11 protein-coding genes and 1 tRNA gene are annotated in these 23,526 nt (G+C 40.3%); 6 read left to right on the top strand and 6 right to left on the bottom strand.

All coding sequences use genetic code 11. The features are described from left to right. Positions 1-105 precede the first annotated feature (105 nt). Positions 106-6,081: an RHS repeat-associated core domain-containing protein gene (locus tag F752_RS0114270; protein WP_026135751.1), complete on the top strand. Its 5,976-nt coding sequence runs from the start codon at positions 106-108 to the stop codon at positions 6,079-6,081. Continuing rightward, complete coding sequence (locus F752_RS0114265; protein ID WP_017732421.1) at positions 6,068-6,478, top strand: hypothetical protein; 411 nt, start codon at positions 6,068-6,070, stop codon at positions 6,476-6,478. The genes F752_RS0114270 and F752_RS0114265 overlap by 14 nt, the downstream gene beginning before the upstream one ends. A 128-nt stretch (positions 6,479-6,606) precedes the next feature. On the opposite strand, the gene F752_RS0114260 is transcribed toward F752_RS0114265, so the two are convergent. Then, a complete protein-coding gene (locus F752_RS0114260) occupies positions 6,607-7,068 on the bottom strand; it encodes a hypothetical protein (RefSeq protein ID WP_017732420.1) in 462 nt (153 codons plus the stop codon). Positions 7,069-7,231: 163 nt separating this feature from the next. Between F752_RS0114260 and F752_RS0114255 the strand changes: the two genes are divergently transcribed. Then, positions 7,232-8,776, top strand: coding sequence for a hypothetical protein (locus F752_RS0114255; protein WP_017732419.1), 1,545 nt, complete (start codon positions 7,232-7,234; stop codon positions 8,774-8,776). Between the two features lie 432 nt (positions 8,777-9,208). On the opposite strand, the gene F752_RS26510 is transcribed toward F752_RS0114255, so the two are convergent. Further along, on the bottom strand, positions 9,209-13,057 hold the full coding sequence (locus F752_RS26510; protein ID WP_017732418.1) for a YecA family protein: 3,849 nt from the start codon (positions 13,055-13,057) through the stop codon (positions 9,209-9,211). A 599-nt stretch (positions 13,058-13,656) separates the two neighbouring features. Between F752_RS26510 and F752_RS0114235 the strand changes: the two genes are divergently transcribed. Beyond that, positions 13,657-14,550, top strand: coding sequence for a DUF5655 domain-containing protein (locus F752_RS0114235; RefSeq protein ID WP_017732416.1), 894 nt, complete (start codon positions 13,657-13,659; stop codon positions 14,548-14,550). Between the two features lie 58 nt (positions 14,551-14,608). Next, positions 14,609-16,378: a hypothetical protein gene (locus F752_RS0114230; protein WP_017732415.1), complete on the top strand. Its 1,770-nt coding sequence runs from the start codon at positions 14,609-14,611 to the stop codon at positions 16,376-16,378. A gap of 307 nt (positions 16,379-16,685) precedes the next feature. Here the strand turns inward: F752_RS0114230 and F752_RS0114225 are convergent, their stop codons facing one another. Both F752_RS0114225 and F752_RS0114220 read right to left on the bottom strand, forming a co-directional pair. Continuing rightward, on the bottom strand, positions 16,686-19,823 hold the full coding sequence (locus tag F752_RS0114225) for a type ISP restriction/modification enzyme (protein WP_017732414.1): 3,138 nt from the start codon (positions 19,821-19,823) through the stop codon (positions 16,686-16,688). A gap of 642 nt (positions 19,824-20,465) precedes the next feature. Continuing rightward, positions 20,466-20,552, bottom strand: a tRNA-Ser gene (locus F752_RS0114220). A 565-nt stretch (positions 20,553-21,117) separates the two neighbouring features. Here F752_RS0114220 and F752_RS0114210 point away from each other — a divergent pair. Further along, a complete protein-coding gene (locus tag F752_RS0114210; RefSeq protein WP_017732412.1) occupies positions 21,118-22,020 on the top strand; it encodes an NAD-dependent epimerase/dehydratase family protein in 903 nt (300 codons plus the stop codon). On the opposite strand, the gene F752_RS0114205 is transcribed toward F752_RS0114210, so the two are convergent. Together F752_RS0114205 and F752_RS0114200 are read right to left on the bottom strand one after the other, a co-directional pair. Beyond that, entirely contained in the window at positions 22,021-23,013 is a 993-nt protein-coding gene (locus tag F752_RS0114205) for a YihY/virulence factor BrkB family protein (protein WP_017732411.1), read from the bottom strand. Further along, positions 22,997-23,422: an acyl-CoA thioesterase gene (locus tag F752_RS0114200; protein WP_017732410.1), complete on the bottom strand. Its 426-nt coding sequence runs from the start codon at positions 23,420-23,422 to the stop codon at positions 22,997-22,999. Before F752_RS0114200 ends, F752_RS0114205 begins: the two co-directional genes overlap by 17 nt. Between the last annotated feature and the right edge of the window lie 104 nt (positions 23,423-23,526).

Raw genomic sequence — 23,526 nt, 5'->3', positions numbered from 1 at the left:
GCTTGTCCCAATCAGGTAAAAGCTCAGAAAGACGGAGGAGGGGATGAAACTGCTTGTACCAGCGTCAGTCTGGGTGTTGTCAGTAAAAGTTGTACGGAAGCTGTTTTGCAAGCTGAAACACAGAAAAACTGTACCTACACTTATCGGCTTAAGCGAAACAATGAACTTTACGATAATGGTACTGGAGGGGAAATAACTTTTACTGTTCAGGATAATGGTGACTATCAATTGATAGCGATGAATGGTACAAATACATTTACAAGTGCTGTTGTTACCATTGCAGGTATTGAAACAGCAGTAGAGAAGCCTGAATTTGGTGGGTCTTTAACCAGAACAGTTTGCCCCAGCAGCAATAGAAAGACATCAACAAAACTTGGAACTGCTACAAGCCAGATTGGAGTGCAGTATAAATTGTACAGAGGAGAAACCCTCTTATCAGAGGAAGAAGGAAATGGGGGAGCTATTAGTTTTGGTGAATTTGACGAAGCGGGTGATTACATCATTCATGCGGAAAAAACTGGAGAAGCTAACAAGTGTAAAAGCAACAGTGAAAAATCTTCTGTTTTAACCATTGTTGTTGAAAACCCTGAGGTGTTTATTTCTGCAGATTATTCAGGTTCCTGTGAAGGTGGAAGTGTAAAACTTTCCACGAGTTTTGATTCCAGGAGGTTTCGCTGGTACAAGGGAGATGAACTGCTGCACGATGGAGCCTTAACTGAATATACAGTTACAGAAGAAGGAAGCTACAGCGTAGAAGCCGTAAGCGATGTTTGTGGTGATTTTGTTTCAAGTGGACCCTACACAGTATCTTTTCCAGATAAGAAGGTGGTTTCACTTTCCTTACAATCCGATAAAAATGAGGTATGTAGTGAAGATTTAATAACTTTCACTGCCTCCGTAACAAATGGAGGTACTGCATCAGAATTTGAGTGGTACGTAAATGGAGAAAGGGACAGGCGATTTAATGGGTCAACTCTTATCGTATCCCCGTCAGGCATTGGGGAAGCACTTGAAGTAGAATGTAAATTCACCTCCAATGCAACAGGTTGTTTTGAGTCAAAAACTGCTTCTGCAAGTATAGGTATACCAATTCTTTTTCAGACGGTCCATGAAGTTGTGGTGTCAGGAAATGAATGCATTCCTTTGGAAGAGGCAGTAATAAGAGTTTTTGACTCGCAATCTGATGCGAATTATACTCTTTATAATTATTATGGTCCGGTAGGTAATCCTGTTACGGGTAATAGTGGAGAGCTTAATTTTCCAATACCTGAAGCAGGCACTTTTTGGATTGGAGCTTCAGGCACAAACGGGTGTGGAAACACTGTTTTTTCTGAATCTTTTCATTTCCCAGGTACAGCAAGCGGAGAAAGTATCTCTATTGAAACAACCTACTCACTAACTCAATGTGCAGGAAGTAATGTAGAGCTAACGGCGGTAGGCCCTGGTAGTATTATCAGCTATGGTTGGTATAATGAAAATAATGAAATAATTGAAGCCGGAGAAACGCTTAAAGTAAATATAAATCAAAGCAACCACACGTTCACTTTAAAAGGCTTTAGCAGGGGGGGGTGTGTTTTTTCGGATGAAATCATCTTCACTGTTGATAAGAACCTGCAAAAGCCCGAGCACCTTCCTTATTTTAGACTTTCTGAAAATAAAGAACTGGAGCTTTATTTGAATAACTATCGAACAGAAGAATATGAATTTTTCTGGGTAGATAGTCCGGAAGCAGAAGGTACCCTTACTTATCCGGAACCAAGAGTGGTAACAGAGCCAGGTTTTTACTATGTAAGATCAAGAAACAGCAATGGATGCTGGGGACCTGCAACGAGCGTTTTTGTCCCTGATTTTACTATCCCTGTTTATGAAAACGGGTTGACACAAGGGAATATTAACTACGTGCAAACCTACACATATCAACAGAAAGAACTAGCTGATGATCCGGCAACTTATCCTGTCGATAAGGTTGGGCTGAATACGGTTTATTTTGATGGTCTAGGACGGCCTATCCAGGTGGTGGAGAAGCAGGGCTCTCCGGAGAGGCAGGATATTGTTTCACCAATTTTTTATTCCGAATTAGGAAGGAGAGAAAGAGAATTCCTACCCTATGAAGCGGCTGATAATTCAGGAAACATAGCAGGGCAACCGTTTGAGGCACTAGAGGACTTTTATCAGGATCAGGCAAAAAAGGATGTAGCCCGTGATGATTTTCCATTCAGTACCACCATTTTTGAACCTTCTCCACTAAACAGAACAGATGAAGTGGGTGCTCCGGGTTTTGCCTGGCAGCCAGGAACTGACCATCAGGTAAAGGTAGCCTACAGCGTAAACTTAGCGGAGGATAAAATAATAGAATGGAACTACTATAAAAATAAGGAGAAGGATAGTTTTGGTCATATTTCTGCGGATGACTATTACGAAAAGGGAGAACTGAATATTACTGAAACAATTGAAGGGGAGCAAGTTGTCAAAGAATACAAGGATAAACTTGGTCGCACAATTCTAAAGGAGGTTATAGGAGATAAACTGGAGATTTTTCAAACCTATTATGTTTATGATGTCTATGGAAACCTCCGGGCTGTACTGCCTCCTCAATTTATGGAAGACTGGCAGGCTGCTGGAGGTGCTGTACAAGAATCTCAGGCTGGAGGAAGATATGCCGGCTACAAAGTCGTAGCGGATAAGTTATCAACGAATGATGTTACTGAAGGAAACCAGTATCTTATTCGTAAAGAAGGAAAATTACTTTTAACACCTGGCTTTAAGGCTGATGCAAAGAAAGGAAAATTTCATGCGGTAACCGAAAAGGCCGGAGAGCCGGTAGAAAAAATCCTGATGTCAAACTTTATTTTTTACTACCACTACGATGAGCGGCAGAGAATGGTGGAAAAGCATGTGCCGGGCGGCGGGATTACCTACATGGTCTACGATCCCTGGGACCGGCTGGTGTTAACACAGGATGCCGAGCAGCGGGAAGATGACCAGTGGCTGTATACCAAATACGATGCCCTGAACCGGCCGGTGGTTACCGGCTTATGGAAGGATACTGATGGTAAAGAGCGGGCAGATTTGCAGCAGGACGTGGCCGATGGAGTAGAAGAGAAAGCCTTCGCCCGCTATGAAGAAAGAGATAATAGCAAGTCCCATGGCTACAGCATGGATAAAAGCTTTCCTGACGATGCTAAAGTCGGTGAGGTGCTGACAGTAAGCTATTACGATAATTATGACTTTAAATTCTCTTCTTCCGATGCTCTTACCATAGCAGAAGATCGGCAGGGGCCTTATGACTATAACGCACCGGAAGGCTTTGAAGACAAACGATTCCTCAGGGTGCAGGGGCAGGTAACTGGCAGCAAAACCCGGGTGCTGGAGACCGACAGCTGGATACATACCGTTACTTATTATGATGATAAGTACCGTCCTATTCAAACGGTGAGCAACAACCAGCAGGAGGGCATGGACCGGCTAACCCAGGCCTATGATTTTACAGGCAAGGTGCTGAAAAACCTGCAGCAGCATGCAGGAAGTGTGGAAGTGGATATTCTAAAAGAATTCATCTACGACCATACCGGCCGCTTAGAACAAACCTGGCAAACCATAGATGGAGATATAGAAAACAAAATACTGCTTGCTGAAAATGAATACAATGCCTTAGGTGAGCTGGTAGATAAGAAGCTGCACAGCGAGGACGAGGGCGGCAACTTCTTGCAGTCGGTAGACTACCGCTACAACATCCGCGGCTGGTTAACCAGCATTAACAACAGCAGTCTTGCTGTCGATGATGCCAATGACGATGCTGATGATTTCTTCGGGATGGAGCTGGGCTACATCCATGATTTTGGTTTAGGTGCTGATGAACTGAACTACAACGGAAACATTACCGCCATTAAATGGAGTGCCAACTTGGGGCTGGATGCTACAGAGAACCAACGGGCTTATACCTATGGCTATGATGGCCTGAGCCGCATCAAAGAGGCAGACTATCATAGCAAAGGTGCTGCCTGGGCTGGGCAGCAGGCGTATAAGCTTTATGACCTGAGCTATGATAAGAACGGCAACATCCAAAGCCTTAGCCGCAAGGGAGTCGATGGCAACGAAATGGATGTGCTGAGCTATGAGTATGAAAATGAGGGTAATCGCCTGAGCTATGTCAGCGATAACAGTTTCAATGGAGAAGGTTTTAAAGATGGCAACACTTCCGGAGCAGATTATGAATACTATCTAAATGGCAATCTTAAAAAAGATAAAAATAGAGGCATTAGCGAAATTCGCTATAATCATCTGAACCTGCCGAAGGAAGTGATTTTTGCTGATGGAAATAAAATCACCTATACTTATGATGCTGCCGGCATTAAGCTCAGTCAACTGGTAGAGAAAGAAGGGGAAGAGCCGAAGCTGACAGAATATATCGGCGGCATAGTGTATGAGAATGGACAGCTGCAGTTTATCCAGCACGAAGAAGGCAGGGTGGTATACAATAACAGAGAAGATAACCCCTTTGAATACCAGTACCATTTAAAGGACCACCTTGGAAATGTAAGGACGAGCTTTACAAGCAGGGATAAGGTAGATGAGGCAACAGCCACCATGGAAACGGCCCATGAAGAAGAGGAGTGGAGCCAATTCCTGCATTACGAAGAGGTGACAAAGATAAACTCAGAACTCTTCGACCATACCAATGAAGGCAGCACCTTTTACAGCATGCGCCTGAGCGGAACAGAAAGAGAGCAGATTGGCCTGGCCAAATCACTGGCCGTAAATCCTGGCGATGTAGTTTCTGCCAAAGTGTTTGCCAAATACCTAGACCCAAACCATGATAATTGGTCAGAAGCCTTGGCAAACCTTATGGCAGCTATAGCCGCAGGTACGGCTCCGGCAGGTACTTTTATAGAAGGAGCAGGCATTAGCCAGCAGAACTTTGGCTTTGCAGGCATGTTAGCGAAAGGCGAAACCGAGCAGGGTGTAAAAGCTTACTTGAATGTGCTGATTGTCGATAAAAACTTTACCTTTCTGGACGGGGGTTATGAAGCTGTTGGTGCAGCAGGCAGAGAAGATGGTAGCAATGTGCCGCACCAGGAGCTGAGCAGCAAGGAATATACCATCACTCAGCCAGGGTATGTGTATGTATGGCTATCGAATGAAAATGAACAACCCGTAGAGGTATACTTCGATGACTTTACCGTTACACACAAGCACAGCAAAGTTATCCAGGCTGATGACTACTTCCCTTTCGGACTAACCTTTAACTCTTATGTGAGTGGGGATAAGAATAAGTTCCTCTACCAGGGGAAAGAACTTCAGGAAGATTTAGGCTTAGGTACATTTGACTTTGAGGCACGAATTTATGATCCTGCGATAGGAAGGACTTTCCAGCTTGACCCACATGCTGATAATTATTTTGATCTTTCTCCATATAGCTGGGCAGGAAATAACCCAATGCTAATGATTGATCCAACTGGAAAAGATTTCATTATCTGGTATACTAATGAAGATGGTAAACAAGAAAGTTTTAGGTTTAACGGAAGTAATGCAGGCAAAGCTCCTGATAATGAATATGTGCAGCAGTTTGTTGCTGCCTATAACTACAGTGTTGAAAATGGAGGAGGGGAAAAGATGCAAGCGATTGCAACTAATAATGAATTAGCTGTTGGGGTTACTAAAACAGAGGATGGTTCTGTACTTAGCGCTGGGTACATTTATTGGAATCCTGAAGGGGGAGCAGCATATGAGAATGGAACAGTTGTTTCTCCGTCAACTGTATTAGAGCATGAATCAGATCATGCCCTAGCAAGGCATACAGAATATCCTGAATTTAATGATCGTAGGAAAACCCCTGATGCAAGATATACCAATAAAGAAGAAAGGAGAGTAATAACCGGCTCGGAGCAAAAGACTGCAAGAGCAAATGGAGAGATATCTTCAACCGGGGTAACAAGAACCTCGCATAGTGGTGATCTTGTAATTACTACAGGTCCAACCTCAAATAAAATAGATAGACGAGCTACTTATAATTATTATCTTAAAATGAAGCGGCAAGGGTACAATGTAGATAAACAATTAAAGAAATATGGATCAAAATAAGAAAAAGTATTTGCTCTATATTTTGGTATTAGCAATGCTATCCTGTAAATCTTCTAAAGAAGATATAGAGCAAGTTCGGGTGAAATTTGGACCAGAGGAAACTACAGTAATGGTTCCGGTGACTTGTGAAAGTATTGACTATATCTTTCCAGATAGTTTACTAAAACAGAAAACAATAACTGATAAGAGATTTTTGGAGAAACTAGGTAAGGAACTTTCTAGTTTGGAGCAAGCTTCGGAGGAAAGGAATGTTGATATTAGAATGAAGCTTCTCATTGACTACCCTAAAAAAACAGATACATTGTGTCTTGGGGAATTTTTTAATGTTGTTTTAAATGGGAAACTAATGGATGATAATCCGGAGTTATTAAATTTGGTTAAATCAGAAGTTTATTAAATTAAAAAATGCTATAGACAAAAAAGCTCGGCCTGTTTTATATTATAGGTCGTGCCCCCGCTGGTGCTCAAACCAAGAATAAATGAAGAAAGCCCCGTTTGAGTAAGTCAGGCGGGGCTTTTTAGTTTTTATAGGTTGTTGAAAGCAAGTTCCATAATCTTCAAAAAGGAAAGAATGTAAGCCAGTACAGCCCCACCTTTTACAATCGAATCCCAGGCTTTTTTTCTATTCCGCTCTTTGAGCCTGTGCTTTTGCCAGAGTTCAAAATAAGCCCAGTTTTCACCGTATCCGGAGAAATGGAGGATAGATTGTTCTTTGGTAACCCCATCAATCCGAAAAAGGGCGGGTAGTAATCCGCCGGTAAACATCAGTCGAACCTGCCCTTCCAGATAAAGGAGAGCCTGTTTTTTAGTCTTTTGGATCTGTTCTCCAACCCGCTTTTTGCTCTGGCGGTAAGTGTCATAAATAGCTTTTATGTCTTCCTGTGAATAGTTGTTTTCTTCAAAATCCTTGTGCAGAAAATAGCCAAAATCATAATCCAGAAGAAGGTCTTTATTTTGTTGATCAAAAGGAAGTTCAGAGCGTGGCATAATGAAGAGAGGTGTTTTATTGATAAGCACAAGTGAAAATAAACATGCACAGTATCAGGGGGTGATGTTGTTTTTAATAAAGTTAAGAAATGGTAAACAAATTATTCCATTTATAAATAAACAAATTTGGCTATATTGCCACCCTGGCAACACTCTCTCTTTTATGCGTATCTTTTTCTTTTTGCTGCTCCTTATTGCTCTTCCTGTTAAGCTGCAGGCACAGTCTACTCCTCCTGCCCAAAATGAAGAAAGCAGTCCTGAAAAGGCAATAGTAGAAGAAGTTCAGCAGCAGCAGGATAGCCTGCTTCATTTATCCTCAGCCTTACTGGATTCCTTACAGCTTCAGCAGCGCTTGGACAGCCTCCGCGGCCTTTCATCTGCGGTAGATACGCTGCAGATTAAGCGGAGCCTCGATAGCCTGCAGCAGCTTTCCCTTCCCACAGAAGAGCTGCAGCCTAAGATGGACAGCCTTCAGGGCTTGCTGGCGGTAGAGGAGAAAGTACAGGGGCAGATAAACGAGCTAAACCAGAAGATGAACCAGCCTTTTACTGAAGGAAGGCAAGAACTCCAGGGGAAGATTGATAAAGCCACCGCCCTGGAAGGAGTAAACCAGGAGGCCCTGGCAGACCTGAAGGAGCAGACAGGACTACTGCCTGATACACAATTACCCGAAGTAGAGACCATACAGCTGGAAACAGGAGAGATTACAGGAGTAGACCTTCCTTCCCCTGATATGCCTGCAGCTGAAATGCCTTCCATAGAGTTGCCTGCTATAGAAGAGATAGAAGAGATAGAAGAGATAGAAGAGATAAGTGGGGGCATGGATAAAATAGGTGAGAAGGCAGGTGCTTATACAGAAGACCTGAACCACCTCAGCCAGGGTAAGCTGCAGGAAGTAGAAAGCGTGGATAAACTGGCAGAGGAACAGCTGCTGAAAACAGAAGCCGGCAGTGCTTTTCAGGAGCAGTTAGGAGCTTCACAGGCAGGTGTGGGAGAGCTGGAAAAGTTTAGCAGCGAAGATTATTTCGTTGAACAAGGCAAAGAAAAGGCTTTTGAAGCAGCAGTAGATCATTTTTCCGGACATACCAAAGAGCTGAATAATGCCAAAGCTCAGCTGGCAAAATATAAAGGCCGCTTTGAAGAAGTAAAGAGTGTAAAGGAAATGCCTAAAGGTTTCTTTAAGCTCAACCCGCTAAAGGGGAAGCCCTGGCAGGAGCGCCTGGTCATCGGCAGCCTCTGGCAGTTTGGGAAAGGAGAGCAGTTCAGGATCGACTTGGGCCCCACGCTGGCCTGGCGCTTTACCGATAAACTCTCTGCCGGTGCAGGCTATCAGTACCGCCTGAGCGTGCAGACAAAAAGCTGGCCCTGGTTTACTTCATCAGATAAGGTGCAGGGCTACCAGCTCTTCAGCGATTTCAGCTTTAAGAAGGGCTTCTTTGCCCGCCTCATTTTTGAAGACTTACATGCGGCTGTTCCGCGGCAGAATGCGGCCCAAAAAATAGAAACCACCGAGCGGCAGTGGGTAAAAGGATTTTCAGTAGGCATGGGCAAGAGCTATACCTTCTATAAAAGCATTCAGGGCTATGGATTGGTACAGTACAATCTCCTCCACCGTCAAAGCAAAACTCCCTACACCAAAGCCCTGCAGGCGAAAATAGGCTTTTACATTAACGGAAAGCATATCTTCAGAAAGAGGGAAAAGGAGTAGAGTTAAAGGCTTTTTTAGGATTCTTGAAAAATTGCATTCTTTATATAGCCTACCATTTCCTCCAAAATACAATTCACTTAACAAGAGATTACTTGTTAATACTCACCAAAAAATAGGAGAGGAATAGTAGGAAGACAGATTTTTCCAAAATAAAGTGGCAGCTTCCACTGGAATTTTTTTAGGTTTAAAATTCCACTTTTCTGGCTCAAAAACAGGCTTTATTTGCGGGGGAAAGGCTTTTTAGTAGGGTAGGGACGGTTCGAATCCTGCCACCTAGATTGTTAATGTTTATTTTTGTTTTTAGATACGTTTTTTAATAAAAAAGACGGTGTTGTTGGCTCCTTTGAAATGTGACTTGGCAAAATCTACTGCTAAAAATTGGTAAGGTAATTCCGCAAATCACCCACAGGTTTGTTTTGAAATTAAATTGTCTCATAAAATGGAGGTATTTTGGAACAAGCATCCTAAGTTCTTCCTCACATCATAAAAGTTTACAAATCTGTAGGAGATATCTTCTTCTCTAATAAAAGGTAAGGGAATTGCTTCACTTGTTAAAAAGATGTATTCGTAGCTGTACTGCTGATAATCGTCGTTATGCAGTAATTGAAGAGATTTGATATTCGATTTCAGCCAGTTATTCCTCTTGTCAACTTTGGGTATCCAAGGTTTGTTGCCTGTTATGAATTTCATTAGTTCAAGATGCATTTCGTAGGGTGTTCTTGCCACTATTATATCCTTACATTCAATAGCTATTATAGACTTATTTTCTTCATTTATTATCAAAATATCAATATCTCCGATATCCTCGTTGTGCCTCAATATTCCTTTAGGGCCAATTTTTACGTTCGGGTAAACTAAGCCCACATCCTTTTCTTTTTTTAGATGCTGAAAGACTTTGTCATTGAAATCTTTCCCATTTTTGTCATTGACTTCAGCTATATAAGATTTCATGGTTGGGCTAATTGCATTATGCCTTCCTGATTGTATCTGTGATATTAGATGAAACTTAAAATCAAACAAAGCTCTTGCGCTAAACCAAACAAACTCTTTATCCTCAGAGGAAATTAAAATAAATGGTTTTCTTAAGTAAGAAAGCGCTCTGTTAAACCGCCAGGGGTAAAAATCTTCAGATTTAAGCCCTAGTTCAGAGACATTTTCTACTTTTCCTCTATTGAATAGACTGAAGGTGGATACAACCTGTGATATGACATCTGAATTTATCTTTGTTATTCCTGGAATTTCATTGATGAAGGTTTCTTTCAAACCTGTATAACAAGAGTCTTCCTTCTCTAAAGCTAGGAGAGCCGCATTATCTACTATTGTTAAAAAAGTTTCTAGATCTATACCAAATTCATCTGCAAAAGCTTTTTCTAACTTGCTATTTGATTTTGAGTTGGGTTTTTCCCGCTCTAATGGCTTAAAGTTCTCATGGAATGATTCTATAGCATCATCAATATCCTCAGTGAACTTTTGCTGATAAAAAGATTCTATTACTCTTTTAGAAAAGTCTTTATCAGTCCCAATTCTTCCGGAGGGTAGTAGTGAAACATTTATATCTGCAATTTTAAACCTCAATTCATCGCTTAAGAAGCCCCAGGTAATTATGTTATGCATGTAAGCCAATGCACTGTCAAGTCCTTCTACATCAAATAAAGCATCTCCAGATGAGGGTTCAGCAATTACATGTTCAATTAAACAGCGAAGGCTAAGTGTATGCTGAACATGCTTCCTATTCTGTTTTGATATTATATCTAGTATATCACAATAATCTTTAAAACATTCAATTTTAGGTGTAGCTTGAAATTTGTAATCTTCCCTCTTCTGGATTGATGCCTCATATAAAACCATTAGCTTTCGTAGCAGATCTTCTGAACGATATCTGCTTAGAATTTCTCTTAATTTGGTGTAGAAATGAAATACTACATCATTTATTAGCTTTTGTTTCTCTTGAGCATTCAGATCTTCCTTGGACTTGTAGGGGGAGGTTGATAAAGCTTCGCCAAGACCATCTAATTGTCTATTAATTTCAAATGGGTAAAGTGGCCTTAAACCTATTACGTTCATTGGACTGAGCCTTATATCATGATCTGATAAATGTAATAAAAGCTTTTTCTTTGGGCCAAACGGTATATATTTATTTAATAGGCTGTCAATTCTTTCAGGATTTAGACCTGTTGGTATATTCTTGTTATGCAGGAGCTCCGCTAGGCTGACCAGAACCTTTTGCATTAGCACTTTTTCTGCATAGTTATCATTTCTGTATAAGTAATAGTAGAAATACTCATTGAGCTCGCAGTGGAGCTCATGTTCTTCTAGAGAGCAAGCTATCTCATCAAATAAAGCTCTATTCTTGTCAACCTGCTCAACAAGGTCATAATAGTTGGGTGCCTCAATGACAGATACTTTTATAAGAATTTGCTTGATGTAAGTTAGATTTACCAATTCCTTAAGCATTGGTGATAGTTCATGAAGCCAGTAAGCTATCGCCAAACAAATCTCTATTTCAAATTCATCTTTGTTGTTTTTAGGTTCAATGAACCTATTATTAGGTATTATCCATAGATCTTTATCTAAGACTGGTGTATTAAGCATAAGAGGGAATCCAGGAACCAGTCTCGTAGAGTAAACTGGTAGAAGAGCTGGTAATACCTCTCTTGTTACAGGAATTAATTGAAAGCCATTCTTATTTGGGAATACCGATAAATGTTCATCATGCCTCTTTATTGCATCTGCTTTAAATTCTAGCGCATGTCCCACACTAACCATTAAATCGGAGATTTTATCATCTGTTGAGTAAAAGCTTTCCTCATTTTCAATGAAATAGCTAATATTGTCTAAAAAGAATTGAGTGCTTAACTTATTTATAGTTAATGCTTTAGAATAGTTCCAAAGAGTTAAATTATGGCATTTGCCAGACTTATATAATATATTAAGATCATAAAGGGAAAACCCTAGCACTCTCCATTGGCCAGTGTCTAGCTTGGGGCGGAGCTGGAAATATACAGGCCTACCGATACCTACAACAATGGTTAGCAAATGAAATTTGTAGTTTTTGAATCTACTATCATTGGCTACCTTATTACTGATAAACTTAGCTCTTTCATTGATTTGTTCATCTAACTTATTGTCAATGTGGAGTGAGAGTGGGTATGAGGGGTTGTATCTTTTCCCATCATCACTTTTTACCATTACATAAGCAACTTTATTGCTGTCAAACATATATAATGCCTCTTTGACTGGTAAGTCAGTTTTTGGGAAATGGTCTTGAGTTCTAACAAATCCTATTTTCTTAAGCGCAAGATTACATTGATGCCAACATAATTCCGTATACTTTGACAACAAATGGCTTAAGCAGTTGAATTTAATTGCAGTTGTAATGATGTTATTTATAGCTGCAAATACTACAGTGGCAGGAGATGCAAGAATTAATTTACTTTCCTTCTTAATTATAGGGTGGAATATCAAAGGGTTAGAATCTGATTCAGAGCCTGATAATCTTTTATCTCTTTCATTGAGAATAAATACATCTAGCAGATCAGGGTTAGCACGTATGGATTTTGCAAAGCGCAGAACATCAGATTCAGAAAAAATAAAATATTCCCTTTTGGTCTCAATAGCTTCTTGGTGAGGAAAGTATATGTCATTACTTTCATCCTGCTCTACTAACATATTGCGAACATAGCCTAAGGAAGTAGCTATAGAATCAGTCATGCTTAAAAGCAATAATGTGGAATTGATAGCTTCTTTCTTAAAATCCCGTTCAAATTCATCTTCAGAATTAAAAATAGTAGTTATTAGTTGTTGTAAGTAATATACCTGTCCCTCTGTGATGCCAGGAAACACAATCATATTGCCTATAGGAGTCATCAAATTTTCTGTAAATAAGTTTTCTGGCGGATCCTCTAAATGGTTGTGTGGGAATTTTTCATGAATAAAATTCTTGAGAAATGTAACATCAACGGTTTTTTCAGAAGCAGAGGTTGATTGAACCACTTGCTTTTGAATTTCTTCAAGACGAATGTTTTTGCCGTGGTTCTGAGGTAAAACTTGAAGTAGGGCAAAGCTGGATAGTAATTCCAGGTTGTTCAGACTTGAAAAAAATGGTATAGCATCTACACTCTCTTTTTCTGTTATTCTTCGTTGAGCTTCTAATAAAAAGTTTTCGAAGTCTTGCTCTGTGAAGTTAGGGGAATCAGTATTTGAAATACCTAAACAACATTTCTTATACTTTTTGCCACTCCCACAGGGACATGGCTCATTGCGCTTCGGTTTACTGACCATTTTTTAACTATAATATTTTTCGTTGAAAGCTCAACGTGTCCGTCATGTAATTAAATTAATTTAGAGAATCTTAATCCTTAAACCTATAAATCCCCAGTTTCCTTTGAAGAAGGCTGTGATCTTCTTGCATTATCACTTTACCTATTCCCCTTCTTCCTCAGCCTGTTCGACGAATATGCTCAAGAACAGATGTTAACTGATTTCATGGATTTAAAACCCCTGGAGCGCTTGAAACTTTTTGCTTCCCTTGCTGAGTTTATTACCCCCAAACAGGACCGAACAACTATCGAACAGAAAAGCGAGGTTCCTGGGGTCGTTCTATACCTACCAGAAAATGGAAGATAAATAGACTGTTTAACCCTTCTCCGGTTTTTAAAGTAGGCCTTTCGTGCTAAATAGAGTAAGTATACCCAGCTTACTATAATACCAGAAAGGAGATAGGGCTTCTGTTTTTTAGAAAAAAAGTCACAGGAAGCAGCTAAAGTTAGGCGTCAATCTTGGATTTAAAAAACAAAGGCTTTAGGTTACCGAAGAAATAGAAGCTCATGTAATCGAGCAACTACTTTGTCCCAATCCATTTTAAGTAAAAACCTTAAAAAATGCCGATATATAGAGAGCAAGGCGGAAAGCTGAGAAAGCTAAAATCCTATGCAATAGATAAAGAGAAAAAATTACAGGCACTGGTTGAAAAGAACCTGATGGAGGTTATGGAGATGCATTTCCTGGAAACTGAGTATTCGACTACCTTTGGAGGAAGAATTGATACTTTAGCGGTAGATATAAATGGTGCTCCAGTTATTATCGAGTATAAAAGAAATAAGAATGACAATGTTATTAACCAAGCACTCTCCTACTTGAAGTGGTTACAGGCCCAAAAAGTAGAATTTTTTCAAATGCTTGTAATAAATAAACTTGGGCATAAGTTTGCAAGTGAGGTTAATATTGATTGGCAAAATCCAAGAGTTATTTGTATTGCCGAATCTTATAGCAAGTTTGATATAGATACCGTTGAGGTCATTCCTATGAGGATTGAACTTATGAAGTACAGGTATTATGAAGATGGAATCTTCAGCTTAGAACCACTAAATGCCTCTGAGCAAAAATCATCAGTAAAATCTACCGTTGATACCCCTTCAAAGTCTCCCATTGATTACTCAGTTGAGCAACACCTGCAAAAGCCCAATGAAAAAATTAAAGCTATATTTAGCGACTTAAGAAGCCGAATTTTTGGGATTGATGAAAATATAAAAGAGAAGGCCACTTCGGTATATATTGGATATCGGGTGACAAAGAACTTTGCCGAAATACAGTTAGGCAAAAACCAAATCAAGCTGTATTTAAGACCAATAGAATATGAAGACCCTAAAGGAATGGTAGAAAAGATTCCTGACGGGTATAACTGGACTATGAATCAGAGGGTGTATATAAAGGAAGAGAATGAGCTTGACTACATTTTCGGTCTTATTGAGCAATCATACCAAGACGTTTTATAAGATAAAAAAACTGTCCTACTGATTTTAGAAAAGTGAATTTAAATGTAAACAGGCTGTTTTGAAAAAAAAGATAAAAATAGGTAATACAGTAGGTATGGGGCTACTGCTTGAATTTGAAATTGCCTTTCCTGGTGAGAAGCCTCTAAGGGCTGAGGAATATTTGAAAGGAGCAGGTAGAGATTTCATTTTACAGGTTGCATCTTTCTTTCTTGGTTTTAAGTCTAATGGCTCAAAGTTTAATGATAATATAGAGTTGTTGGGCGCAATTTTTGGGTCAGAGAATAATGGAATTGCTAATGAAGTGTATGATAAAATAAAAGCAGTGGAGAGAACTGGGCCAAAGATAAGTATTATTCACCCTTATAGTAGTCTAAAGCTCTTTGAGTATTTCTTCAGGCAAGAAGTAGAAGTAAAGACCCAAACCAATGCCGAAATTGAAAGAAATCTTTTTAAGGCATATTTAGTAATTAATTCAGAATGGACGAAAGCGCAAGAAGTTGCATCTTCATCAGTACAAGAGCTGGATATTGAGCTGCAGGTGCCTATGAAGTTTTTTTGTATGCAATATCCTTTTGCTGACAAGACAAATTACAGCATTGAAAAAATTTGGGCAACCCAGGCAATTAAAGCGGTTTATTTATTCCAATTCTTAGAAGAAAATGAAAAAACAAAGCCTTTATTAAATGCTTTTGTAGAATATTTCGATTGTTCTACTTGGCGGGACTACCTTAAGCACTTGTTACCGCTGACCATGTCTTCCATACAGAAAGAAAATGAAGCTCACACTGATTTTATAGTGCCCCGAGGAGAAAGGTTTGAGAAAGATTGTGCCTTCATTGAAAAATTGATAGTGCAGGAAAATGAAACTTTCGAAGAAAACGATTTTTTAACAATCCGGGCAAAGCCCTTCTATAAGGTCGAGGAGGGTGTATATCGAATTATTTTTGACTTGTTTGTTGTAGAGAAAATTTTTAAAGGTGTTTATTTCCTTCTTCGTAATGTAAATGATACACTGCCGAAAGCAGATAAAATTAAAGAGCTTAGGAGTTTTTATGGGTATGAGTTCTCAGAAAAACAGCTCTTTTACAAAGTTATTGAAAGTATTTTTCCCGATAAATCTATCCAGTTTTCAGGGAAAGAGCTGGACGATATGAAGGTTGTTGGGGCACCAGATTATTATGTTCGCAAAGGGAAAAATGTGTTTTTATTTGAATCCAAAGATTTTCTAATTAGAGCTGACAGAAAAGCTTCTTTTAATTTCGAGGTGTATGAAGAAGATTTTCAAAAGGTATTATACTATGAAGAAATGCCTAATGGAACTGAGAAACATAAAGGAGTAATGCAGTTAATTAGTAGTGTTCGAAAATTACTTAAAACTGAATTTTCGGCAGATAAAGATTACTATTATAAAGACATTTTTATTCACCCTATCTTAATAACTCACGACCATCAATACGATACACCCGGTTTTAATAATCTAATAGATTATTGGTTTCAAGATGAATTGGAAGTGCTAAAAGAGGAAGGTTTGTTTATACACAGGGTAAAACCTTTAACAGTGGTGAATATTGATTCTTTAATTTTTCATCAGGTTGGTTTGGCTAAAGATATTTCGCTAAGCGAAGTGTTGAGTGCTTACTATGAGCACATTAAAATAGACCCCAAGAAGAGGTTCTATGATTTTGAAGAAAAGAAGGCTTATCTAATGTCGAAGACAATTCCTTTTTCTCATTTTATTGACCAATATTTCACCAAAAAAGGGGCGTATCAATTTCCTCCTTTACTAAGTATGGTGGCCCCTGTTCTATTCAAAAACGAGTCTAAGTAATACATGAAAGCTTAAGGAAAAGGAGTCTTTCATAAACATAAATGAAAGCGACAGATGCAAACCAGTAAAATCCAGATAAGAATCTATTGGTTAAAGGTTAATTACTTAGTTATGTGAGATAGTCATTGCTTGTTTTTGTAATCAAATGTATTGTAGTGATACTTTATGCTATATTTTATTTCGAAGCCCCTTCGCATAATGAGCAGGAGGAATATTGAAATAAAAACGATAAGGCTTCACTACAAACTCAAGCATAGGTTATTTTAACTATTCTGTAAGTTTATGTAATGGTTACGAAGACTACGTTTTATATCCAATCTTTAGTTAACAAGTCTATTTCCTTCATTTTACCTGCTGTAAAGCTGAGTACACGAATAGTATTTTCGAGGTTATCCACTTCAGCAAGGTCGAGTTGACGGTTGGAGCGGTCTTTTAGATATTTGTCGAGTACTTGATAGCCACCAATGTAGAACTCATAAACCGAGGATGGAACCCTATCAAAATACTGAGTATTATTAATGTACAGTCTCCCGATACCTTCTTCATCTAGGTTCATGGAAAATTTTCTTTTCTCCACTTTGTTATCTCCGCTCCCGGTGAAATTACCATAAGGGTACATCGTATTGGAGAGCTTCTTCTCCATTAGGTGAGCGCTAATAATTTCTAAGCCTAATGAGGAAACCTCTTCAAATATGGTGCTTTGCTCTGAAAAAGGAATTCGAGGGAAATCAATTTTTAAGAATTCTGAGTATTTTTCACGGTATTTATTTGAATGAAGTATAGCGTAGATGTAACCCAGAATTTGTTCCGGACTATACTGTTTGCCGTATTTAGTATCAATATAGTTTCGAAAATCACTATGGATGTTTTCTTTTCGACTTCCGTTTATTTCAAAGAGAGCTTCATCATATTTGTAGGAGTATAGGGGATAAGAGGTTGCTCCTCCGCGATAAAACAAATTCATATCTGTAGGCTGATTTGTAATGAAGGCAAGGTTCCATGGAACTTCTTGGCTAACTACATTGCCTGCTCTTCCTAATTGTAGAGCATAATTGCGTTCCGTAAGATGACGCATTAAACCTCTTCGTGAATCTCCTCTTACTATTATTTTGTTTATCGTCTTAAAAGGGTAATAAGCAAATCTGACATCAAATGGTCTGTAACTAATTTTTTGTATGTCAACCTCATCGTAATTTTCGAAATACTTTCTCTTATCATCAATTTTCCAATCATCCGTTTCTTTGAATCGATATTTTGATTGGATTTCATGACTTGAAAGGGTATTTAAGTCCCGCAGCATTTGGAGACAATTTTGACGGTTAAGATGAACAAGCAAGGGGTCCTTACGGAATTTGATTCCTCCTCCTTGTAGTTTGAAAATATCTGGGACCCTTATAAAGCTTAAATATTGGTCCGCGTATTTATCACTTAGGTATTCAAGTAAGTAATAGGGGGATTTAGGGGTAATTTCAGTCCAAGATAAAGTGTTTACAGATTCAGCCAGGCAAGTACTATATTTTTCCTTTCGTGACCCCCAAAAATCTGATGTTTTAACAGCTTTTGTGGAACCCGGGTTCTTTATAAAAAATGAAATGGCAACACCTTGCTCAATATCGAATACATTTTCATCAATGCTTCCATCTGGGGATTTCTCCTTAAGCTTATTGTTCCCATGAAGATTAATGACATAAATCTGGTCAAATGAATTTATGAGAGATTGTCTCATTCCTCTAAAAGTAGAGCTAAATAAAAATGTATGGTTCGTTATTATGCCTATAACACCCTGGTCAACAGACTCCATTTTGTGCTGCGCAAAGCGAATGAATTTTACATAATCATCCCTTAGAGCTTTAGGGTTTTTTTCTTCCATTTTTTTTCCGTCCACATAATAATATGGTTTAGTTAGATTCAGTATCCACTCACCATTATTTTTTGAGTTTATATTATAGGGCGGATTTCCAGTGATTACTAATAACGGGTTGTCCTTAACTTTTTGCGCTGCTCTTGATTCTTTTGTAAGGGTTGGGAGCAATGGCATTCTCAACTGTTTAGATATAGGCTCAAGAGTATTGGTCAAATAAATTTGGAAGCTGTCATCATCTTTCAAGTTATAGCCCTGCTCCTTTAGGAACTGTGACAGTTTGAGGTTGGCAACTGCATAAGGAGCTATCATGTACTCAAAGCCATAGAAGTTCTTGAGAATATGGTCTCGAATTAGAAGGTTCTTCTTTCCGCTTTGCTGCGGAAGTTCTTCAAAGATTATCTCTAAAATTTCAAGAAGGAAGGAGCCTGTACCTGTTGCGAAATCTAAAACTGTTACTCTGTCTTTATCAGCGAAGCCATTTTCTATGCCAAAGCTCTCTTTGAGAATATCATTAATTGACCGAACAATGAAGTTGACCACTTGTGGAGGAGTATAATAAACTCCCTTAGCCTTGCGTAATGATTTGTCATAAGCAGCAAGGAAATGTTCATAAAAGTAGATGTAAGGGTCTTTGTAAGAGATATTCTCTTCATCAAAAAGGTTAGAAGTCTTAAACTTTTCGTAAGATAGATTGCGAGTTATCTTTTTTAAGTCAAGTGTATTCATTACACTCAGAATCTCCTCTACAATCCAACGGGCATCTTTATAGTGGTCGTTGTGAAGAACATCCAAAAAATCAACTAATTCGCTAATAAGACCGAATGCAGGAAGTATATACTGCTTGGCATTGAAGAGGTCTATTGTCTTAGTTCCAGCATTTAATTTTGAGAGAAACAACCCATAAACCAGGGTTTGGGAAAAGGCATCTGCAAAATCTTTTTGATTTAGTTCATGAAATACATTTGTCTTGAATGTGTCATAAAGCCCGTAGAGACGGCCTTCTTGATGTTCTATCTCCTGCCGCTCAAGCTCTGCATGAAGGAAGTCGCGCAGGTATCGGGTACGAATTGCCAATGCTTCTGCGAGCTGCTTTGGCCTTCCTATTCCTTTAGGTGCTTGGCTGTAAAAATTAGTTATAATTGCCTTTACAGCCCTAACTTTGGAAGGGTCAAGAACAAAGGTCATTTTGCTTTCAAGCTCAGCCAAGCTGCATAGCTTGGCTTTGTCGATTACTTCACCATCTTTTATCCAATACCATTCAATGTAGTTGGTAAGAATAATATTGTTGGAGAGGGACTGATATTTCCTTAGCTGGTCGCCTTTGACCGTCTTGGAAAGGTCGTCTGATAGCTTCTTGTTTTCTACATAGCCAATAATAGCTTCTCCACTAGTTTTTACCTTGAAGTCGGGTGCACCGAACCCTTGTTGTTTTTTTGGTTCATGCTGGATTAAAATGTTTGCCTTACATGCTTTAGCAACACTGTTAAGTAAATCCTGTAATTCTGCTCTGTATGTGTGCTCCGTAACTTCTTTAATATCAAACTTTTGAAGTGATTGGATAAATGTATCAAATATTTTCAATGTCAATTCTCTATTTAAAGTTTAAGAGTCATACATCCATAAGCTGCCAATGAAGCAAGGTTGGGAAAGAGTTTTTTTCACTTGCTTAATTTACTATCGGCCATTTTGCATTAGCTACAATAGTAGGGTTTTCAACCCACATCTGTGGAGAAGATTTCTGTTAAGTTAGTTTTTTTGTTTCAGTCCGAAACATAGCACCTTTGTTATAGATTTGCAATCGTTTCTTCAGGGTTTGATTTTGACTGCCTGATGCTGGGGTAAAAATTGCTGTTATTTTCCTACTGTTACTATAGCAACTAAGGTTAGGTAGAGAGGGCCCTATTTAGAATTAGATGGCAGACAAATAGTGATGATTGGTTCTACTGTTGTGTAAAAAGCAAATTAGGGACTTAAAATATTCAACCCTAAAAAGCGCAGCTAAATAATTAGTAGAGCATTCCGATTCCTCTTGCGTCTTTAGAAGTGAAATTTGCAAGGTGAAAAACACACTTTATTATATTTTTCAATTATGCTGTGCCTTCCGGAATTGATACTTCCATTAGGTTCTATGGATGAAATTAAATTGACTTGGATGTGTGTTCCCCAATGTGTTCCCCAATAAACTGAAAAAGCCCTCAGAATTGCTTCTAAGGGCTTTATTTGCAGAGGAGGAGGGATTCGAACCCCCGGACCCCGCGAAGGGTCAACGGTTTTCAAGACCGCCGCATTCGACCGCTCTGCCACTCCTCTGGGTCGTTTGCGCTATGAGCCAGTGAAAAAGTAGGTTGCTGGCTGTCTGTAGCGAGTGCAAATGTAGCAAGGCTTTTGATTTCTGCAAAGCCTGTGCAGGAAAAAATTAGTTTTTTTGCAGCCTCAGTAACACCCTTTCTGAAAGGTGCTGAACCTCAGTTGGTTGCTTCTCCTTTCGTATCAACAAACCTTAGCAGGCAGGCCTTCCAGGCTTCTGCCTCTTTCTACTCAGTAAGGCAGGAGCAAGCCGAAGGAGCCTGCTTGCTCCTGCCTTACTAGTCGGCATTTGCATTTCCTCTAAATCCAATTGAGGGTCCATAGCCCGACAGGAGTCGCTTAAGGAAACCAGCAGCACAAATCAGACGCGGAAAATCGCTTGGGACAACCCCTTGCTGGGATTTTAGAACTGCTTGCGAGCCATTTTAAAACTTAAGGCGTTAAAAATGAAATAATTATGAGGTTGGGTCAAACCATTTCAGGTTTAGTGCTTTACTTAAATAAGGCCTTTCGAGGCGGATTGAAATATAGTAATAAGATATCAGTAAAGAATAAAAGGAGGTAATCTATGAAAATTTTTGTAACAGGCGCTACAGGCTATATCGGACGGGCCGTTTGCAGCCAATTGAAAGAAGAAGGACATGAAGTAACAGGACTTACCAGTAAAGAGTCGCACCGGCACATTCTGGAAGAACTGGGAGTGGAGCCGGTGGCGGCCGATCTTCAGGAAACTGAAAAATGGAAACCTTACCTGCAGAAAGCAGATGCAGCCATTCACCTGGCGCAGGACCCGCAAAAGCCGGCCGAAGCCGATCGTGCAGCGGTAGATGCAGTGATGGACGTTTTTGCCGGTACCACGAAGCGCTTTATTTACACCAGTGGCGTATGGGTTCTGGGCAATACCGGTCCGGAAAAAGCGAGTGAAGTTACGCCAACCAACCCCATCCCGATGGTTGAATGGCGGGCAGATACTGAAAAAAGATTAGTGGCTGCCGAAGCCGCCAAAAGCCTGAACGTGGTAATTATAAGACCGGGTATTGTGTATGGCCTGGGCGGAGGAATCCCTGCCATGCTGGCGCGCTCCGCCTACGAGGGCGATGCGGCGCGTTATATTGGCGACGGCGAAAACCTCTGGCCGATGGTCGAAATTGAAGACCTTGCCAGGCTCTATGTCCTGGCCCTTACCAAGGGAAAAGCCGGCGAAATATATAATGCTGTAGATAATGGACAGAGCTTTACCGTGCGGGAGCTGGCAGAGGCTGCCAGTGTTGGTGCCGGGCAGGAAGGTAAAACACAGTCGTGGCCGTTGAAAGAAGCCCGGCAGGAGCTGGGGCCTTTTGCCGATGCCCTGTGCCTGAGCCAGAATGTATCGGGCGCTAAGGCAATGGAGTTTTTAGAGTGGACCCCACGGGCTCCCTATAATGCCATTGAAGATTTGAAGTTAGGATCTTATGCAGAGCAGAGCGTTTAATTAGCTTTGCTTCTGTACAGGCTGGCCCAGCTCTATGTGTTCAATTTTCATAGGGCTGGGCTCCTTTGTTTTTACCCCTCTTCTTAGCAGTGCTACATCTATACTCGCATTGAGCGTAAAACCTGCCAGCAAAATGGCCGACAGCATGTAGAGCCAGATCATCAGGGCAATGAGGGCACCAATGGAACCATACAGCTTATTGTAGGTACCAAAGTTCGTGATATAGGAAGAGAACAGGAAGGATGCTGCCATGCACAGCAGGGAGGCCAGCAGAGAGCCTGGAGAAATAAAATGCCAGCGATCCTGGATAGAAGGAGCGAGGTAATAAATAACAGAGATCGTCAACAAAAAGCCCAGCAGCATAATAAGAAAGCGCAAAAAGAGCAGGAGGTAAAACTCGTATGCCTCCAGCATGGAAGCCTGGTGGTACAGCCATTTAATGGTAAACTGCCCCACGACCAGCATCGCTACAGCTCCAATGAGCATGAGCGAGAGGATGAGCGTGAGCAGGGTCGCCATCAGGTTGGCCTTTAAAAAGCTCCTCTTTTCTCTCGTCTGGAAGATGCGGTTAAAGGCATTCATAAGCGAGCGCATGCCATTGGTCGCCAGGTAAAGGGCAAAGACAACACCGAAAGAAAGCAGGCCTGTTCGGGGGCGGCTTAAAATGTCGCGAATTGTAGAATCGGCGGTTTTGTAAACCGTCGGGGGCATCAGGTCCTTTAGAAAAGCCATTATCTGCACCTCGTCGATAAATGGCAGATAGGGCAGGAGCGTAAAAAGGAAGATGATGGCCGGAAATACTGAAAGCGTAAGATTAAAAGCAACGCCATAGGCCTGCTCAAAAATATCATCTTTCTTTATTTTCCTGAAAAAGATAAGCAGAATCCGCAACAGGGAAACCTGCCGGTCCCTGATCCGCACCCGGGACAGGCCGTACAGCATCCTTCGGCACAGGGCCGAATTCCTGATGGTTAATTCAACTTTCTTTTTCATTTTCAAAATAAGGAGCCAGAAGGTCCATCATTCGCTCCGGGATACGGCAGGGCCTTCCGCTTTCTTTATTGACGAACACCAGTACCGTTTTGCCTGTATGGAGGAGGGTATTCTCCTCATTATAAATCTCATAGGTAAAGGTAATCCGGGCCGTTGGCATTTCAGGGATTTTTACCACTATCCGCAGCTGGTCATCGTACCGGGCCGGCTGCAGGTACTTGCTGTAGTTTTCCAGCACAGGCATCATTACCCCCATTTCCTCCTCCAGGGTTTTATAGGAGAGGCCCAGGGCCCGGATGGCTTCGGTGCGGCTTATTTCGTAATAGGTAGCATAGTTGCCATAGTATACATAGCCCATCTGGTCGGTTTCGGCATAGCGTACTCTTAGCTGGTTTTCTGCAGTAAACATGATTTGGCGCTTAAAACACAAACAGGCAGAAAAACTGCCTGCTGTTGGGGTCAAAGATGCGTAATTAAAATTTTTTCTAAAAGTGCAAAAGGGCCTGTTGCCTA

Source organism: Nafulsella turpanensis ZLM-10, assembly GCF_000346615.1.
Taxonomy (GTDB): Bacteria; Bacteroidota; Bacteroidia; order Cytophagales; family Cyclobacteriaceae; genus Nafulsella; species Nafulsella turpanensis.
This window is presented reverse-complemented; position numbering and strand designations above follow the sequence as displayed.

What these genes read in the sequence shown, in the direction of transcription:
- F752_RS0114210 (WP_017732412.1), top strand. Translation starts at nt 21,118, where the DNA reads ATGAAAATTTTTGTAACAGGCGCTACAGGCTATATCGGACGGGCCGTT.
- F752_RS0114200 (WP_017732410.1), bottom strand. Translation starts at nt 23,422, where the DNA reads ATGTTTACTGCAGAAAACCAGCTAAGAGTACGCTATGCCGAAACCGAC.
- F752_RS0114260 (WP_017732420.1), bottom strand. Translation starts at nt 7,068, where the DNA reads ATGCCACGCTCTGAACTTCCTTTTGATCAACAAAATAAAGACCTTCTT.
- F752_RS0114205 (WP_017732411.1), bottom strand. Translation starts at nt 23,013, where the DNA reads ATGAAAAAGAAAGTTGAATTAACCATCAGGAATTCGGCCCTGTGCCGA.
- F752_RS0114265 (WP_017732421.1), top strand. Translation starts at nt 6,068, where the DNA reads ATGGATCAAAATAAGAAAAAGTATTTGCTCTATATTTTGGTATTAGCA.
- F752_RS26510 (WP_017732418.1), bottom strand. Translation starts at nt 13,057, where the DNA reads ATGGTCAGTAAACCGAAGCGCAATGAGCCATGTCCCTGTGGGAGTGGC.
- F752_RS0114235 (WP_017732416.1), top strand. Translation starts at nt 13,657, where the DNA reads ATGCCGATATATAGAGAGCAAGGCGGAAAGCTGAGAAAGCTAAAATCC.
- F752_RS0114255 (WP_017732419.1), top strand. Translation starts at nt 7,232, where the DNA reads ATGCGTATCTTTTTCTTTTTGCTGCTCCTTATTGCTCTTCCTGTTAAG.